The sequence below is a fragment of the Negadavirga shengliensis genome, from assembly GCF_042652345.1.
In the GTDB taxonomy this organism is placed as follows: domain Bacteria; phylum Bacteroidota; class Bacteroidia; order Cytophagales; family Cyclobacteriaceae; genus Negadavirga; species Negadavirga shengliensis.
This window is the reverse complement of sequence record NZ_JBHSJJ010000011.1, coordinates 77,729-93,620: the sequence shown is the minus strand read 5'-3', so window position 1 is coordinate 93,620 and position 15,892 is coordinate 77,729. Positions and strand designations below refer to the sequence as shown.

Annotated in this window: 13 protein-coding genes; 10 read left to right on the top strand and 3 right to left on the bottom strand. The window is 46.9% G+C overall.

Annotated features, from left to right (window positions below; all coding sequences use genetic code 11):
* Window positions 1–40: 40 nt before the first annotated feature.
* Entirely contained in the window at window positions 41–337 is a 297-nt protein-coding gene (locus ACFPFU_RS17800; RefSeq protein WP_377066543.1) for an Rdx family protein, read from the top strand.
* A 213-nt stretch (window positions 338–550) separates the two neighbouring features.
* Here ACFPFU_RS17800 and ACFPFU_RS17795 read toward each other — a convergent pair whose 3' ends face one another.
* Entirely contained in the window at window positions 551–2,830 is a 2,280-nt protein-coding gene (locus ACFPFU_RS17795; RefSeq protein WP_377066541.1) for a xanthine dehydrogenase family protein molybdopterin-binding subunit, read from the bottom strand.
* Entirely contained in the window at window positions 2,827–3,306 is a 480-nt protein-coding gene (locus tag ACFPFU_RS17790) for a (2Fe-2S)-binding protein (RefSeq protein WP_377066539.1), read from the bottom strand. Before ACFPFU_RS17790 ends, ACFPFU_RS17795 begins: the two co-directional genes overlap by 4 nt.
* Before the next feature lie 427 nt (window positions 3,307–3,733).
* Here ACFPFU_RS17790 and ACFPFU_RS17785 point away from each other — a divergent pair, with 427 nt between their 5' ends.
* From ACFPFU_RS17785 to ACFPFU_RS17750, 8 genes are all read left to right on the top strand, one after another.
* Window positions 3,734–4,270, top strand: a complete 537-nt coding sequence (locus ACFPFU_RS17785; RefSeq protein WP_377066537.1) for a DUF1697 domain-containing protein — start codon at window positions 3,734–3,736, stop codon at window positions 4,268–4,270.
* A 157-nt stretch (window positions 4,271–4,427) separates the two neighbouring features.
* Window positions 4,428–4,877: a MarR family winged helix-turn-helix transcriptional regulator gene (locus ACFPFU_RS17780; protein WP_377066535.1), complete on the top strand. Its 450-nt coding sequence runs from the start codon at window positions 4,428–4,430 to the stop codon at window positions 4,875–4,877.
* A gap of 57 nt (window positions 4,878–4,934) precedes the next feature.
* Window positions 4,935–6,023, top strand: a complete 1,089-nt coding sequence (locus ACFPFU_RS17775; RefSeq protein ID WP_377066533.1) for an alkene reductase — start codon at window positions 4,935–4,937, stop codon at window positions 6,021–6,023.
* Between the two features lie 483 nt (window positions 6,024–6,506).
* Complete coding sequence (locus tag ACFPFU_RS17770; protein WP_377066531.1) at window positions 6,507–7,469, top strand: aldo/keto reductase; 963 nt, start codon at window positions 6,507–6,509, stop codon at window positions 7,467–7,469.
* 72 nt (window positions 7,470–7,541) lie between these two features.
* Window positions 7,542–8,507, top strand: coding sequence for an aldo/keto reductase (locus ACFPFU_RS17765; protein WP_377066529.1), 966 nt, complete (start codon window positions 7,542–7,544; stop codon window positions 8,505–8,507).
* A complete protein-coding gene (locus ACFPFU_RS17760) occupies window positions 8,504–9,997 on the top strand; it encodes a sulfatase family protein (protein ID WP_377066527.1) in 1,494 nt (497 codons plus the stop codon). Before ACFPFU_RS17765 ends, ACFPFU_RS17760 begins: the two co-directional genes overlap by 4 nt.
* 95 nt (window positions 9,998–10,092) lie before the next feature.
* Window positions 10,093–11,511, top strand: a complete 1,419-nt coding sequence (locus tag ACFPFU_RS17755) for a Glu/Leu/Phe/Val family dehydrogenase (protein WP_377066525.1) — start codon at window positions 10,093–10,095, stop codon at window positions 11,509–11,511.
* A 23-nt stretch (window positions 11,512–11,534) separates the two neighbouring features.
* A complete protein-coding gene (locus ACFPFU_RS17750; RefSeq protein ID WP_377066523.1) occupies window positions 11,535–12,890 on the top strand; it encodes a D-arabinono-1,4-lactone oxidase in 1,356 nt (451 codons plus the stop codon).
* Window positions 12,891–13,372: 482 nt separating this feature from the next.
* Here ACFPFU_RS17750 and ACFPFU_RS17745 read toward each other — a convergent pair whose 3' ends face one another.
* Entirely contained in the window at window positions 13,373–14,230 is an 858-nt protein-coding gene (locus tag ACFPFU_RS17745) for a 3-keto-disaccharide hydrolase (protein WP_377066521.1), read from the bottom strand.
* A 277-nt stretch (window positions 14,231–14,507) separates the two neighbouring features.
* On the opposite strand from ACFPFU_RS17745, the gene ACFPFU_RS17740 reads away from it, so the two are divergent.
* Window positions 14,508–15,839: a hypothetical protein gene (locus ACFPFU_RS17740; protein WP_377066519.1), complete on the top strand. Its 1,332-nt coding sequence runs from the start codon at window positions 14,508–14,510 to the stop codon at window positions 15,837–15,839.
* The last annotated feature ends 53 nt before the right edge of the window (window positions 15,840–15,892 follow it).

Sequence of the window (15,892 nt, the reverse complement as noted above, 5' to 3'; positions counted from 1 at the left end):
ATGGAGGAGAAACGACCCTTAAAACTAAACCAACAGAAAAATGATGATGGAAAACAGGAACAGCGTTGCGATTCGTTACTGCACCCAGTGCCGGTGGATGCTTCGTGCAGCGTGGATGGGGCAGGAACTGTTGACAACTTTCGAAGGAGAGCTTGCCGAATTGGTGCTTCAGCCGGGCACGGGTGGCGTATTTGAAATCAAGGCCAATGATAAACTGGTTTGGTCCCGTAAAGACAGGGGGCGTTTTCCCGAAATTACCGAATTAAAACAACTCATCCGCGACGAAATAGCCCCGGGAAAACACCTTGGTCACTCCGACCGGAAGAGTGAGGGCTGATGGTTGTTGGGCCTCCCGTAGTGATCAAATCATGAAGCTTGCTGTCAACTTTGCAAAAGTGGGATTTTTATAGCCAGATGCGGGGTATGTAGCTTCTCCGCGTTCTGAAGGAGGAGACTTGTTTGAATGGGAATGGAATGAGAGCGGAATTGCTGTTCCGGTTCTATCCGCTCCCATTCTTATTCCAAACGCTATCTTTAAACAGCCTCTTTTTTACGATTTCAGAAGGGGCAATTCATACACCCGCTGTCCCGTGAGCTTGTATACGGCATTGCATAATGCCGGTATGAAGGGCGGGACAGGAGGCTCTCCTACTCCCGTAGGTTTTTCCTGGCTTTCCATGATATGGACCTGGATTTTTTGGGGAGATTGCGGCATCCTGATGATCCTATAGGCATCGAAATTATGCTGCTGGGCCTGGCCATTGTCAAAAGTAATGGCCGAGGTCATGGCCAGACTGGTGGCAAACTGCGCCCCGCCTTCAAACTGAGACCGGATACGATCCGTATTTACCGGGACACCACAATCCACGGCGTAGTGTACCTCCGGAATAAGCAGCTGTCCGTTCTCTCCCCTGGATACCTCGACAATACAAGCCACATAAGTCAAAAAACTCTTGTGGGCGGCAAAACCCACAGCCCTCCCTTGGGATATGGCTTCTCCCCAACGTGCTTCCCGGGCAACCCTTCTTATCACGTTTTTCAGCCTTCCGGTATTCCAGGGGAATTTTTCGAGAGGCTCTCCGTAATTGCCAAAATCCCCCTTGATTTCTTCCCGGAAGTCCAGATCCTGATCATCTCCCAACAGGTCCAGCAGCATTTCGACCGGATCCGTTCCTTTGGCCTCTGCCACCTCATCCAACATGCTGTTGATGGCAAAGGAATGGTGGATATTGCTTACTGAACGCAACCAGCCTATCCTGGCGTGGGCCTTGGACTCGTGGGTTTCTATCCGGATATGCGGCACCTTAAAGGGAAAATCGATACAACCCAATCCAAGTTCTCCGTCCGATGGATGCAGTTCATCCGGATCGCCCGTTGCCCCGATTGCGGGAAATACGGTATGGTGATTCCAACCGGTGAGGTTGCCTTGCTTATCCAGTACAGCCCTGATCCGCTGTGCGCTGAGTGAATGAAAAAAATCATGGTGCAGGTCATCATCCCTTGTCCACTGCACCCTGACTGGCGATTTGGCGGCCTTGGACAACAAAGCCGCTTCCACGACAAAATCAGGCTTTGATTTTCTTCCAAATCCACCTCCTAACAGGGTGACGTTGACCTTCACCTGCTCTACGGGCATATCCAACGCGGTTGCCACTGCTTCCCTCGCCCATTGGGGATGCTGGGTGGGTGCCCATATTTCACAGAAATCCTTTTTCCAATCGGCAATCGCCGCAGGGGGTTCTATGGTGGCATGCGCATAAAAGGGTGCCAGGTAAGTCCTTTCAATTACTTGCGAAGCCTGTTGGCGGGCAGTGGCGAAATCGCCCCGCTCACGGCGAACCTTTCCGTCTTTCAAGGTACTTTTGAGCATATCCTCCAATTGCCGGGAGGATTGGTAGCTGCTGTTTGGTCCCATCTCCCATTCCACTTCCAAGACATCCCTGCCCTTGATGGCCGCCCAGGTATGGTCAGCAATGACCGCTACTCCCTCCAGGGGTTTGTCCAACCCCGTCGGGATACCCTGTCCTTCTATTTTGACGACCTGTCTGACACCCGGGATTCCCAGGGCTTTGCTCTCATCATAGGAAAGCACTTTGGCTCCCATCACCGGTGTCCTTTTGATGACGGCGACTTTCATATCTGGCAGATCCACGTCAGCGCCAAAAACCGCTTTGCCGGAAACGATGTCCTTGACATCATAGATAGGGACATCCTTACCAATCAGCCGGTAGTCCCTGAATTCTTTTAACGCCACTTCCCCGGGTCCGGGAACCTTCATTTGTTGAAGGCTTCCCAACAGATCCCCAAAGTTTATTTTCCTGCCATCGGAATGGATCACCTGACTGTTTTCAGTACGGCACTCCGAAGGTTCCACACCCCATTTTTCAGCAGCCGCTGCCAGGAGCATATGCCTTGCCGTGGCTCCCGCCTGCCTCATCGGTTCGTAAAACATCCTTACCGAATAAGATCCATCCGTATTCTGGTCCCCATACTGCTCTTCATCTCCCTCGGCCTGTACAATCTTCACCTTGCTCCAGTCCGCTCCCAACTCATCCGCCACGATCATGGGCAGGGAGGTACGGATACCCGTGCCCATTTCCGAACGGTGGGCAATCAACGTCACTTGGTTGTCAGAGCCTATGGTGAGGTAGGCATTGGGGGCAAAAGTGACGGTCTCTCCTCTAGGCCCGGCACACCGGAAGTTGATTCCCAGCAAGAATCCGCCGGTAGCGAGGGAGCTTATCTTCAAAAACTCCCTCCTGGACGGAACAAATATTTTGCTTTTGTTTTCGGGGTCCTGTTTTTTGAGAAATCGTAGATGGGGTATCATAAGGAGGGTAGGTTAGGGTCCAATGATTGAGAAGCGGTGTGAATGGCATCTTTGATGCGGTTGTAAGTACCACACCTGCATAAGTTGCCCTCCATAGCAGATGCTATCTCCGCATCCGTTGGTTTTTGATTCTTTATCAACAGCGCTGCGGCACTCATCAATTGCCCCGGCTGGCAATAACCACATTGTGGCACCACATGTTTCACCCACGCCTTTTGGAGTGGATGGTCCCCGGTTTCAGACAGTCCTTCTATCGTGATGATCTTCCCGTCCCCAACTTCCGACACGGGCAGGCTACAGGATCGCACAGCTTCATCATTCAACAGCACGGTACAGGCGCCACACAGCGCTTGTCCGCAGCCGAACTTGGTTCCTTTCATAGCGATGATGTCCCGGATCACCCAAAGCAAAGGCATATCCGCCGGGACCTCGACCTCATGGGTCTTGCCGTTGATGGCAAGTGTGAATTTTTCCATTGTATTAGGGTTTGATTCGAAAGCTAATTAAGCATCAGCACGAGGTATTTGACTGATGGCAAATTCATTGACTCCATGGTTAAAGATAACAATAAGATTTGTTCTTTTTTGAGGACCAACTTTTTTCCACACCCAAAAGTACCTGTCAAATATTGGTACAGGTAAAAAAATCAAACCAAAATCAACAGGATTCAAACAATTACAACCTGTATATGGGGTGAGAAACGCCATAAAAGATATTCTTCATAAATATTTTTTCTCGAATGATGTGCCAGTTAAGTCAAGGATCAATTTTCGGGTTGATCTGTATTTTTAGGTGTTTCTTTTTTTATTTATGAAACTTCAAATATATTTAATAATAAAAAAGTAAACCAAAATCGAATTACATTTCTACCTCTTCTATATCATGAATATCCCATCTGATTCTATGAAAAATTATATTATTCTTTTGAGGGGTGTGATGCCTATGGGCAAAAACAAAGTACCTATGGCCAAGTTGCGGGAAGTGCTTACTCAGGCCGGGTTTGAAAATACCCGTACTTACATTGCCAGTGGCAACGCCTTGGTGAACAGTGATTTGCCGGCAGGGGAAATAGAACAGGCTGTCCATGAGCTTATTAAAAAGCATATAGGCGCCGATTTGGTGGTAATTGTGCGGACAGGCGACCAACTCCAAGCTATTTTGGACAATAACCCCTTTACCGGCGGGTATGATATTTCCCGGGTGTTTTTTACCACATTTACGGCCGTTCCCGATACCCAAAAAGCCAAAGAACTGATGGCAATGGATTTTTCACCCGAAGAGCTTGTCATCACTGAAAATGCGGCTTATATGTACGTGCCTGGAAATGCAGCCCGCTCCAAGCTCTCGAATCTGATGCTGGAAAAACAACTGGGTGTGTCGGCCACCACCCGGAACTTCAATACGATGAGCAAATTGATAGCATTAAGCAAAGAACATTGACGTTTGGCGGATTAGCGGGGGTATCACGGACCTTCCATGGGGCTTTTATACAGAAATTTCTATATTTGTTTAAACAAATTTTGGTAAAACGATAATTGTTTTTTAAAATTACAGTCTGAAATCGCCATTAAAATATCGGCGGGTAAAAAGGAATGAGATGAAAATTGAAGATGCGATCAAGCAGAAAAAGTTTGCGGCCCCTCAGGTTAAAGCATGGGTCAATTTGATTTATACATTCAATTCCCTGATGGACCAGATCAACCAAGTGCTGAAACCCATTGGGGTTACTCAGCAACAGTATAATGTATTGCGGATTCTTAGGGGCAGAGATGGCCAACCCGCTACTTGTGGGGAAGTCAAAAATGTGATGATGGACAAAAATCCCGATCTTACCAGGTTAAGTGATAGGTTGGTAGCCAAAGGATTGATCAAAAGGACGATCAATGAGAAAAACCGGAGAGAAATAGACCTTGTCATTACCGAAGAAGGGCTTCGGTTGCTGGATAAAATAGATCCGGCGCTAAAAGCCAGCAGCCAATTTTTACACAATTTGACGGACGAGGAAGCAGAAAAACTTTCTGACTTACTGGATAAATTCAGAGGTTAAAAAAATTTAACCCAATATTCGTTTAAACAAATTTAGTTATAACAAATTAAAAATGTTATGGAAAATCAAACCAAAACACATCTGTTTTCGCCTTTATCGCAACATGGATTAGGATTGAAGAACCGGATTGTGATGGCCCCGATGACCCGGTCCCGTGCCGTCGGATCGGTTCCCAATGCGCTTATGGCCACCTATTACGCCCAAAGAGCCTCCTCAGGGTTGATCATTACGGAAGGGACGTCCCCTTCTCCCGATGGGCTTGGATATGCCCGTATTCCGGGGATATTCAATGAAGAACAGGTAAAGGGATGGGAGAAGGTTGCCGATGCAGTACATCTGAAAGGAAGTAAAATCTTTGTCCAATTGATGCACACCGGAAGGATAGCCCATCCTGAAAATATGCCGGAGGGGAGTCGTGTTATAGCACCTGCCGCCATTAAAGCCAAGGGTGATATGTGGACAGATTCCTCCGGGATGCAGCCGCTCCCGTTACCTGAACCGATGTCAGCAGCCGATATAGCGCTTACCATTCAGGAATTTGCACAAGCGGCAAAAAACGCGGTGAAAGCAGGATTGGACGGCGTGGAACTCCACGGTGCCAATGGCTACCTCCTGGAACAATTCCTGAATCCCCATGTCAATACAAGAACCGATGAATACGGCGGAAATTTAACCAACCGCAGCCGTTTTGTCCTGGAAGTTGTCAGTGCCATCGCTGATGCCATTGGGAAAGATAAAGTAGGGATCAGGCTCTCGCCTTACAATACGTTCAATGATATGCCTTATTATGACGGGATTTTTGATACCTACGACCATTTGGTAAAGGAATTTGAGAAGCTGGGTATTTTGTATGTACATGTGGTGGAGTCAGCAGCAAGAGAACTTGAGGAGGGAAGACGTTTGGTAGAGACCATCAGGGAGCATTTCAGCAACTTATTGATACTGAACGGCGGATATACCGGGGAAAAAGCCGAAAAAGCCTTGGAGTCGGGCAGGGCGGACCTGATTGCTTTCGGAATGCCTTTTATTTCAAACCCTGATTTTCCCCAAAGGATTAAAAATAGCCTGCCTCTAGCCTCTCCCAAGACCGCTTCCTTTTATTCTGCAGACCAAGTAGGTTACACGGATTACCCGTTTTATGAATAAAAATGAATTTCATTGGATTTGAAAATCTGCCATAACCAGTTCAAATGTTCATCAATCCGGCCATGGGATAAGCTTTTAACCCATGGCTTTTTACTTTTTTCTTTCTCCCCGGTCACATTTCTAACCCGGAGTTGTCACAAGACCTTTTTTATTTTCGGACACCCGGATGAATGAACACTCAAAAAGGTTTCATCAAGGGCATTGTCCGATGCCAAGAGGGATTTGGAGAGGAACGGACTTCAGAGAGATTTTTCCGATGGTACCGGAAACAGCGGAATATAGCTCAAAGGAGCGAAAACTTTCGAATCCCGTGGTTATCTACCAAGGTAAAGCACGGTTTGGTCCAGCGTTTTCAAGAAATACATTTCGGTTTTAAGTTTGAAAAATTTGGGATTTTGGGGAAAAAGTCAGATTTTGGCTAAACAACATCATGAATAAACCACTTATTTTTAAAACCTTGATCCCTTGCATAAACCACACTCCATGAAATCACTGTTCTTTAAAAATGGGGACCGGATGCCTGCTCTTGGTCTGGGCACCTGGCTGTCCCAGCCCAATGAGGTATTTGAAGCGGTACTTACCGCCATCAAAACCGGCTACAGGCATATTGATTGTGCCCACATCTACAAAAACGAAAAAGAAATAGGCGAGGCCTTGCATAAGGCTTTTCGTGACGGCCTTGTGAAAAGAGAGGACCTGTGGGTTACTTCCAAGCTCTGGAATGACTCCCATTTGCCGGAACATGTTTTGCCCTCCATGGAAACTACCCTCAGGAACCTGCGATTGGATTACCTCGATCTTTATTTGATTCACTGGCCGGTTTCCGTTAAAAAAGGAGTGGACTATCCCTCAAGAGCAGAGGATTTTCTCCGCTATGAGGACTCACCGCTCACCGCGACATGGGAAAGTATGGAAAAGCTGGTGGATAAGGGATTGACAAGGCATATAGGTGTTTCCAATTTCAATATCCTCAAGCTGGAGGAAATTCTGTCATCGGCCCGCATTCTTCCTGAAGTCAATCAGGTGGAATTGCATCCCTATTTACCGCAACAGCGGCTAAAGGAATTTTGTGAGGCCAAAGGGATCCATCTCACCGCATATGGCCCTCTCGGCGCTGCTTACCGGGTGGCCAAAAAAGAAGTGGCGTTCCCTATTTTACTGGAAGACAAGGTGGTGAAGGCCATTGCAGAAAAGCATGAAGCGACTCCGGCCCAGGTTTTACTGGCCTGGGGTATGGATAGGGGTACAGCTGTGATCCCAAAATCGGTTAATCCCGTCCGGATCAAAGAAAACTTTGGAGCAATAGGTGTAGAGCTCGACAAGGACGATATAGAACTGTTGGCTTCGCTGGAAGGACCTTACCGGTATACACCGGGGCCGGTTTGGCTGAGCAATGGGAGTCCGTACACGTCTTCCGACTTGTGGGAAGAGTACAGCAAAAGTTAAAAGGCCTTCCGGTTTTGATTTCGACAACGAAAATAAAAAGTATCTTTACTATAAATCCATACCACGAAATCCATGCAAGACATTAAAACGATTCTTTTTGACAACGGAGATAAAATGCCCATGCTGGGCCTGGGCACCTGGAAATCGGCGCCGGGAGAGGTATACAATGCCGTCCTGTGGGCGCTTGAGGCGGGGTACAGACATATCGATTGTGCCGCGGTTTATCAAAATGAAAAAGAGATAGGCAGTGCCTTGCACACCGCTTTTAAAAAAGGATTGGTGAAAAGAGAGGAAATATTTATCACTTCCAAACTTTGGAACAATGCCCACGAAGAACATAGGGTCAAGACAGGTCTGGCCCAGACCTTGAAAGACCTCCAACTGGATTATCTGGACCTTTATCTGATCCATTGGCCCGTGTCGGTCAAAAGCAATGTGTTGTTTCCCAAAAAAAAGGAAGATTACTTTAGTTATGAGGAGGTGCCACTAAGTGCAACCTGGCGGGGGATGGAGAAGCTGAAGCAGGAAGGACTGACCAGACATATCGGCGTTTCGAATTTCAACATCGCCAATCTGAAAACGATCATGGCAGATTGTAATATCAAACCTGAAATGAACCAAATAGAGGTCCATCCTTTTTTGCCTCAGGATGACTTATTGGCTTTTTGCCTGGATAACGGCATCTACATAACTGCCTATTCGCCACTTGGGTCCAGTGATAGACCAGCGAACAGGAAGCGGGCGGATGAACCTAAACTAATGGAGAATCCTGTCATCCGGGAAATTGCGACTAAACACGGGGTTTCTCCGGCGCAGGTTTTAATTGCATGGTCGTTGAACCGCGATACAGCCGTGATCCCGAAGTCAGCAAACAAGGACAGGATAAAGCAAAACCTGGAAGCGGCCAATCTTCGGCTGGATGATACCGACATGCGGCAGATAGGGGACATCGACGGCAGCTACCGCTTCATTGATGGTGTTTTTTTTACGGGAATAGAGGGGGCTCCATACAAGCCGGGTGACTTATGGGAAGAATGAAGTTGACAATTAACTCAGGAATGGGTCTATACCTGTTAAAAAGCACAAGGCCTTTAATTTATACCTTATGGGTTTTGTTGATCGCAGCTTGCGGATCTACAGAAGAACAGCAAGAGACAATACTCCCCCAGCAACCCAACGTGGTCATCATTTTCACGGATGATCAGGGCTATCAGGATGTGGGGGTATTTGGTGCCAAAGGATTTGAAACCCCGCATCTGGATAAAATGGCGGCTGAAGGTATCCAGTTCACCCATTTTTATGTGCCCCACGCCGTGTGTTCAGCCTCCCGGGCGTCATTGCTTACAGGCTGTTATGCCAACCGGCTGGGAATATTCGGGGCCTTGGACCACACGGCTCAACATGGTCTCCATCCGGATGAAGTCACCATTGCCGATATGTTAAAGTCAGAGGGTTATGCTACGGGGATGGTTGGAAAATGGCATCTTGGTCATTTGGATCCCTTTCTGCCGACAGAGCAGGGTTTTGACGAGTTTTTTGGCCTGCCTTATTCCAACGACATGTGGCCCCATCATCCCGAAAACCCCAACTATTACCCTCCGCTGCCACTCTATGAAAACAGGGATGTTGTGGATACCCTGGATGATCAAAGCTTGCTCACCACCTGGTATACAGAGAAGGCGGTTGACTTTATAGGGCGGAACAAAGACCAGCCGTTTTTTCTTTACTTGGCCCACAATATGCCCCATGTGCCCTTGTTCGTTTCTGATAAATTTGCCGGTAAATCCCAAAGAGGTATCTATGGGGACGTCATCATGGAGATAGACTGGTCTGTAGGACAGGTGTTGGAAGCCTTGAAAAAACATGGTCTGGAAGAAAACACGTTGGTGGTATTCACTTCGGACAATGGGCCCTGGCTTTCTTACGGAACCCACTCAGGATCCGCCGAACCCCTACGTGAGGGAAAGGGGACTTCCTGGGAAGGGGGGATCAGGGTGCCGACCATCATGAAATGGCCCGGAAAGATCCCCGCAGCTGAGGTTCAACAGCAGCCTGCCATGACCATTGATTTGCTGCCCACCATTGCCCACCTTAGCGGAGCAGCACTCCCAGACCATGTTATCGATGGCAAAAATATCTGGCCTCTAATGGAAGGGAATGATGCCGCTTCACCACACGAGGCATACTATATTTATTATAACAGAAATGAACTCCAATCGGTGTTAATGGGTCACTGGAAGCTGTATTTCCCACATACCTACCGGTCGCTTGAACCGGACGTGGAAATTAGAGATGACGGCATCCCGGTGAAATACAGGGCGGTGAAGCTGGAGCACATGGAGTTATATGATCTGGAAAATGATATCTCAGAAACCACCAATGTAATTGAGGAACATCCGGAGGTGGTAGAAAGGATGGTGGCATTGGCAGAGAACGCAAGGGGAGATATGGGTGATGCCTTAAAGGGGATTGAAGGCAAGAACAACAGGGAACCGGGCAAATTTGCCGGTGTGCCGGTAAAGAGATAGCAGGAAAAAGTACAAAAAACGCAATAACAAAAGAATCAGGCATGGGCATTGCTTCCCTTTTTTAAAAAGTTATTAAACTAAATCATTCTATATTTATGGCGCCACAAGGAGAATACAGTTTATTTGAAGATGTTTGCAAGGTCGTAGACTATGCAGCCAGCTATCTGGATATCCACCCGGGTTTGTTGGAGCAGATCAAACTTTGCAACAGTGTTTATAAGTTCCATTTTCCCCTAAAAAACGCAGACGGTTCCTATACCGTAATAGAAGGGTATAGGGTGCAGCATTCCCACCATAAATTGCCTGTAAAAGGAGGTATCCGGTACAGCACTTATGTGGATGAGGAAGAAGTGAAGGGACTTGCCGCACTGATGACCTATAAATGTGCCTTGGTGAATATCCCTTATGGTGGAGCAAAAGGCGGGGTCAGCATAGATCCTACCAAATACAACGTGGACCAGTTGGAAAAGATCACCCGGCGGTATACCGCGGAACTTATCAAAAAGAAATTTATAGGCCCTGCCATAGATGTACCGGCACCGGATTATGGGACAGGCAGCCGGGAGATGGCGTGGATTGTGGATACTTTTGAGGCTTTTAATCCTGAAGTGATCAATGCCAAAGGATGCGTGACAGGAAAGCCTCTGTCCCAGCATGGTATCGATGGAAGAACAGAAGCCACGGGGATGGGGGTGTATATAGGCATTCGTGAAGCGGTAAGTGTACAGGAAGATATGGATCAGCTGGATTTGAGCCCTGGTCTTGAGGGAAAGACCATCATCGTACAAGGGCTTGGCAACGTGGGGTATTACTCCGCCAAATACCTTCAGGAAGCCGGGGCCAAGATCATAGGAATAGCGGAATGGAACGGCGGGATCTGGGATGAAAACGGGATTGACATAGACGCCCTCAAGACCTATCAAAACAAGAACAAAGGCTTTAAAGGATATGAAAGGGGCGAATTTGTGGAAAAATCCGCTGAGCTGCTTACCTATCCGTGCGATATCCTTGTCCCTGCGGCCTTGGAAAATCAGATCACGTCGGAAAATGCGCCGAGAATCCAAGCCAAGATCATAGCAGAAGCAGCAAATGGACCGGTAACCCAGGACGCTGAAAAAATCCTTTTGAATAAAAACATTCTCGTAATTCCGGACATGTATTTGAATGCCGGCGGCGTTACGGTGTCCTATTTCGAATGGCTCAAGAATCTCTCCAGGGTATCTTTTGGAAAACTGGAAAAGCGCTATGATATGAAAAAATACGAGGGATTGTTGGAAAGCATAGAAAAAATCACAGGGGATTCTTTTAGTGATGAACAAAAACAGTTGATTGCAAGGGGAGCAAGTGAGAGAGATCTTGTCAACTCAGGACTTGAAGAAACCATGGTGACAGCCTATCATCATATGAATGGGGTGAGAAAGGAAAAAAACCTCAAGAGCCTCAGGATAGCCGGATTTATTGTTGCCCTGGAAAGGATTGCTATTTCTTATACTGATTTAGGGATATTCCCTTAATCATAGCTGATAAACCCAAAACCATGAAGAAAAGACAGTTTCTGAAAACTTCCTCCCTGATGGTGGGAGGACAGTTCCTGATGCCCATGATTTCCTGTAAAACAAGCAACCAAGTCCCCCCGAGACGCAATTGGGCCGGCAATTTTACCTACAGCACGGCTGAACTCGAATCCCCCAATGTGTTGGAAGGACTGAGATCCGCTGTCAGGAAATACGAACGGTTGAAGGCATTGGGAACCAGGCATTCCTTCAACGACATCGCAGATAGCGAATTCAGACAATTGTCTTTGAGAAACATGGATAATGATATCCAGATCAATCCCAGGGATCAGACAGTAAGCTTTACCGCTGGTATCCAATATGGAGTACTGGCATCCAAATTAGAGATGGCGGGATTATCCCTGCATAACCTGGCCTCTCTCCCTCATATATCCGTAGCCGGGGCTTGCGCCACAGGCACACATGGGTCGGGGGACAGGAACGGCAACCTGGCGACCATGGTCACTGAGATGGAAATGGTCACTGCGGAGGGAGAGCTGATAAAACTTTCCAAAGACCAGCATGTAGGCAGGTTTAATGGCACCGTGGTGCATTTGGGCGCCTTGGGTATTGTTACACGGATGACCCTGAGCGTTTCGCCGACTTTTTCGGTTTGCCAATATGTCTATGAGAATCTGCCTTTAAAACAGCTGGAGGATAATTTTGAAGCGGTTTTTTCCAGCGGTTACAGTGTAAGTCTATTTACCGATTGGAAGGGAGACACCATTAACCAGCTATGGATAAAGAAAAAGGTGGAAGACATAGGGGCAGAAACTCCCATGGAGCAGGAATTTTTGCAAGCTGTTTCGGCCCCCGACCACCTTCATCCCATTCGGGAAATTTCCGCCATCCATTGCACGGAACAGATGGGCATCCCTGGCCCCTGGCATGAACGGCTTCCCCATTTTAAAATGGATTTTACGCCCAGCAGCGGCGAGGAGTTGCAATCCGAGTTTTTTGTGCCGCGCGAACATGCAGTTGAGGCCATTTCTGCGATGTACAGGATGGGGGGAGAAATCTCTCCGCATTTACTGATTTCCGAGATCCGGTCCATAGCCGCCGACAGGTTATGGCTCAGTCCTGCGTATGGGAGAGACAGCATTGCCATCCATTTTACCTGGAAACAGGACTGGCCGAACGTACAGAAGCTGCTCCCCAAAATAGAAAAGGAATTGATGCCCTATCAGGTCAGGCCACATTGGGGCAAGTTATTTACCTTGTCCAGGGATCATTTGGAAACACAATATGATAGAATGGACGACTTCAGGAAACTTGTACAGGAATATGACCCCAAAGGCAAATTCCGCAATGCTTTTTTGGAAAGAAATATTTTGACCTGAGATCGATTGACATTACCAATATAATTATCAATTCCGATTGGGGTTTTGTCAGGGTTTTTGCTTGGTTCTCTGCCAAAACCCTGTTGCATTTGCCCGTACGGTCCCGGGATTTTCATCCTTGGGTATAACCACAGAGGACACAGAGGGTGAGGAGGGGTTTGATGCTGAAAATGATGTATGGGATAAAAATAATTCCAAGGCTGTCTCGTAGGTCAAAATCGAAATCTTTATGCCAAATAATTTATGGTTAGAGGATTGTAATCCCTGAAAGGCGTTAAACCTGACAGGTTTAATTGAGCCAAAAAGCATCCACAGTGCCCGATAAAGGGTTAAAAAACCTTTCAGGTTTCAGTCCTCGGATGCCCACCTGGTAAAATAGATCTAAGGGGGAGATATTATTTGACCAAGATTCAGGTCAATCTACTTATGAGACAGCCTCTTCACCACCATTTAAAAGTTTCTTCAATAATTAGAAACTCAGGTTATTGGTGGTTTTTCAGCTTTTCCAAAACCTTTTTTAACTCATTTTGATCGTCTTTATAAGCAGAAAGGTCAAAAATTTCCACCCGCCGGAAATCGATGGGATGGCTTTCGCTTTGCAGGGAAATGTATCCCTCTGATATCAGTCGGCTATCCTGTTTTATGGCCGGGTCATGGTTGGAAACGTTGCCCCCGCCGATTTGCGGTTGGTGGTAAGTGAGGACAGTGTCGCCCTCCAGGATGTGGTGGATGACGGAATCACCCAATACCAGGAAATCCGCCACCACCCATTGGTCCCCATGGTAGGTTTTGGAACTGGAATTCAGGCAATGCGGTGTGAACAATTCCCCGTCGATGACGACATTCGTGCCCGGCGTACAGAGATTGCTGGTGGTTCTTGGGTTTTCCCCGTCACCCCCGAGCAGCTGCCCTTCAATGGAAATCGGAAAATCCTGATCCTGGGTCATGGTCTCCGGGTTCTGGCCATGCAGCATCACGCCGGAATTCCTGAAAGCCCAGCCTTCACCACCCGGCGCCTGCTCACCCACAAACCGGTATTCCACCCGAAAAAGATAGTGGGAAAAGGATTCGTCATAAAAAATATGACCGTACTGTCTGTCAAAATCCTCGTAACCGTCATACCTCACCTTCATCAGTCCGTCTTCTACCCGGAAGGTATTGGCATAATTTTCATTCAGGTCGTGCTTGGAAATTTTGATCTTCCATCCGTCGAGGTCTTTGCCATTGAACAGGCTTCTCCAGCCATCGCTTATATCTATTTCTTTTTCAGCTTCTTTTGAAGGGGAAGTGCAGGCAAGGGCCATCCCCAAAAATATCAACAGCAAATGGCGTTTTTTCATCAGACGGTGATTTTTGTTGGATTAAAAAAGTGAAATTACTTAAAATTTTTGATTAGATGGTGTTTTTTAAAACTTTCCTCAACACAACCCGCTAATTCAATCAGCTGGTAAATGATGGTTAATTGTTTCTAACCAGGTATGAAGGGATAGTGAGCCGTGGTCATTTTTTACTTTAAGGAAACACCTGTGGAAAATGATTCATATGGCATTTTATTTTAACATTTTTTTGTTAATTTAATGAAATGTTATAATTCAAATTTGTAAAATTAAATTTGAAATGAATATCGAATTTTTTTTATTATTAGTTCCTGCAATTTTGAACTGGGATGAAGCAAGGGAAGATTCCTTAAAAAGGAAACCCGCATCCTTGCCTTTTTATCTCGGATACGATTATGGAAAGGAAAAATCCACATTGGAGTTTGTAAATGTGCCTGTGGGGGAATTGGAGAACGATACAACCTGGGTAAGGGTAGGTGGTGCATTTCGACTAAACGCCATATACGCTTATTTTGAAGGGCAGACATTTCCATTAGGAACAGCACTGCGAAATGAATGGACCTGGGATACCTGGAGGGTAAATGTAGACGCCTACAGCCAGGGCTTGCAGTTTTCTTTTGAATACCGTTTTTATCCTACTTTTAATGCCAACTTTATAAAATATGGCTGGATAGGTTATCGGTTCAACGAACAGACCAATTTACAGCTTGGCATCACCCAAGTTCCGTTTGGACTGCTGACTTATGCCTCGCACAGCTGGTGGTTTCAGTTACCGTATTACCTGGGATTGGAAGACGATCATCAGATGGGGTTTAATTTAACCCATGAGTTGGACCATTGGCGTTTCAACCTGGCTTATTTCTTGCTTTCCGAACCCAGAGGTACCAGTGAATCCGGTTTTGGGGCATTTTCTACCGCACGCTATTCTTATGATGTGGTACCCGTACCGGGCAACAACAATCTGGAACGTCATCAAATAAATCTTAGGATCGCCAGAAAGTGGGAAGATTCAGAGTTGGGCGCCTCCTATCAGCAGCATGAAGTATATAATCTCATCACCAGGCATCGTGGCCATCAACGGGCTATGGCTGTCCATTATCAAACCAATTGGCGAAAATGGAATCTGAAAGCGGAGACGATTTATTATCGATACAAAGACGTCAGAAACGATGACAACGTCCGGTTGAATGTGGTTCAAATGGGTGCATATGGGTTTGGAACTTACGATGTGGCCATGGAAGGGGTACTGTACGTGTTGGGGTTGGCTTACAACATTCCGGTAAATTGGGGCCCTGTCAGTCACATCCAGTTGTATAATGACTATACACTCATGCAGAAACTGGATAGGTTGGATTTGCCGGACGACAGGCGTCATTACCGGAAATCCCAGCAAAACGTCTTTGGTGCTTTGGTGACAGCCGGACATATCTATAGCTACTTTGACGTGGCGATGGGATACAACCACCCCTGGATCACAGATGCTTTTGGAGGAAATGCACTGGGTACAGGAAGGGGAGTGGATTATAGAGAACCTGTTTCAACCCAAAATCCCCTGGACCCGCACCCGGGATGGAATGCCCGCTTGAATATCAATTTGGGTTATTATTTCTAAAACAATGCCTGTTGTTGCACAAACACGTGGTAACAGGTGATCAATGAAAAACC

Excerpts from the sequence above, each read along its gene's own strand:
- ACFPFU_RS17800 (WP_377066543.1), top strand. The coding sequence starts at position 41 with ATGATGATGGAAAACAGGAACAGCGTTGCGATTCGTTACTGCACCCAG.
- ACFPFU_RS17795 (WP_377066541.1), bottom strand. The coding sequence starts at position 2,830 with ATGATACCCCATCTACGATTTCTCAAAAAACAGGACCCCGAAAACAAA.
- ACFPFU_RS17790 (WP_377066539.1), bottom strand. The coding sequence starts at position 3,306 with ATGGAAAAATTCACACTTGCCATCAACGGCAAGACCCATGAGGTCGAG.
- ACFPFU_RS17785 (WP_377066537.1), top strand. The coding sequence starts at position 3,734 with ATGAAAAATTATATTATTCTTTTGAGGGGTGTGATGCCTATGGGCAAA.
- ACFPFU_RS17780 (WP_377066535.1), top strand. The coding sequence starts at position 4,428 with ATGAAAATTGAAGATGCGATCAAGCAGAAAAAGTTTGCGGCCCCTCAG.
- ACFPFU_RS17775 (WP_377066533.1), top strand. The coding sequence starts at position 4,935 with ATGGAAAATCAAACCAAAACACATCTGTTTTCGCCTTTATCGCAACAT.
- ACFPFU_RS17770 (WP_377066531.1), top strand. The coding sequence starts at position 6,507 with ATGAAATCACTGTTCTTTAAAAATGGGGACCGGATGCCTGCTCTTGGT.
- ACFPFU_RS17765 (WP_377066529.1), top strand. The coding sequence starts at position 7,542 with ATGCAAGACATTAAAACGATTCTTTTTGACAACGGAGATAAAATGCCC.
- ACFPFU_RS17760 (WP_377066527.1), top strand. The coding sequence starts at position 8,504 with ATGAAGTTGACAATTAACTCAGGAATGGGTCTATACCTGTTAAAAAGC.
- ACFPFU_RS17755 (WP_377066525.1), top strand. The coding sequence starts at position 10,093 with ATGGCGCCACAAGGAGAATACAGTTTATTTGAAGATGTTTGCAAGGTC.
- ACFPFU_RS17750 (WP_377066523.1), top strand. The coding sequence starts at position 11,535 with ATGAAGAAAAGACAGTTTCTGAAAACTTCCTCCCTGATGGTGGGAGGA.
- ACFPFU_RS17745 (WP_377066521.1), bottom strand. The coding sequence starts at position 14,230 with ATGAAAAAACGCCATTTGCTGTTGATATTTTTGGGGATGGCCCTTGCC.
- ACFPFU_RS17740 (WP_377066519.1), top strand. The coding sequence starts at position 14,508 with ATGAATATCGAATTTTTTTTATTATTAGTTCCTGCAATTTTGAACTGG.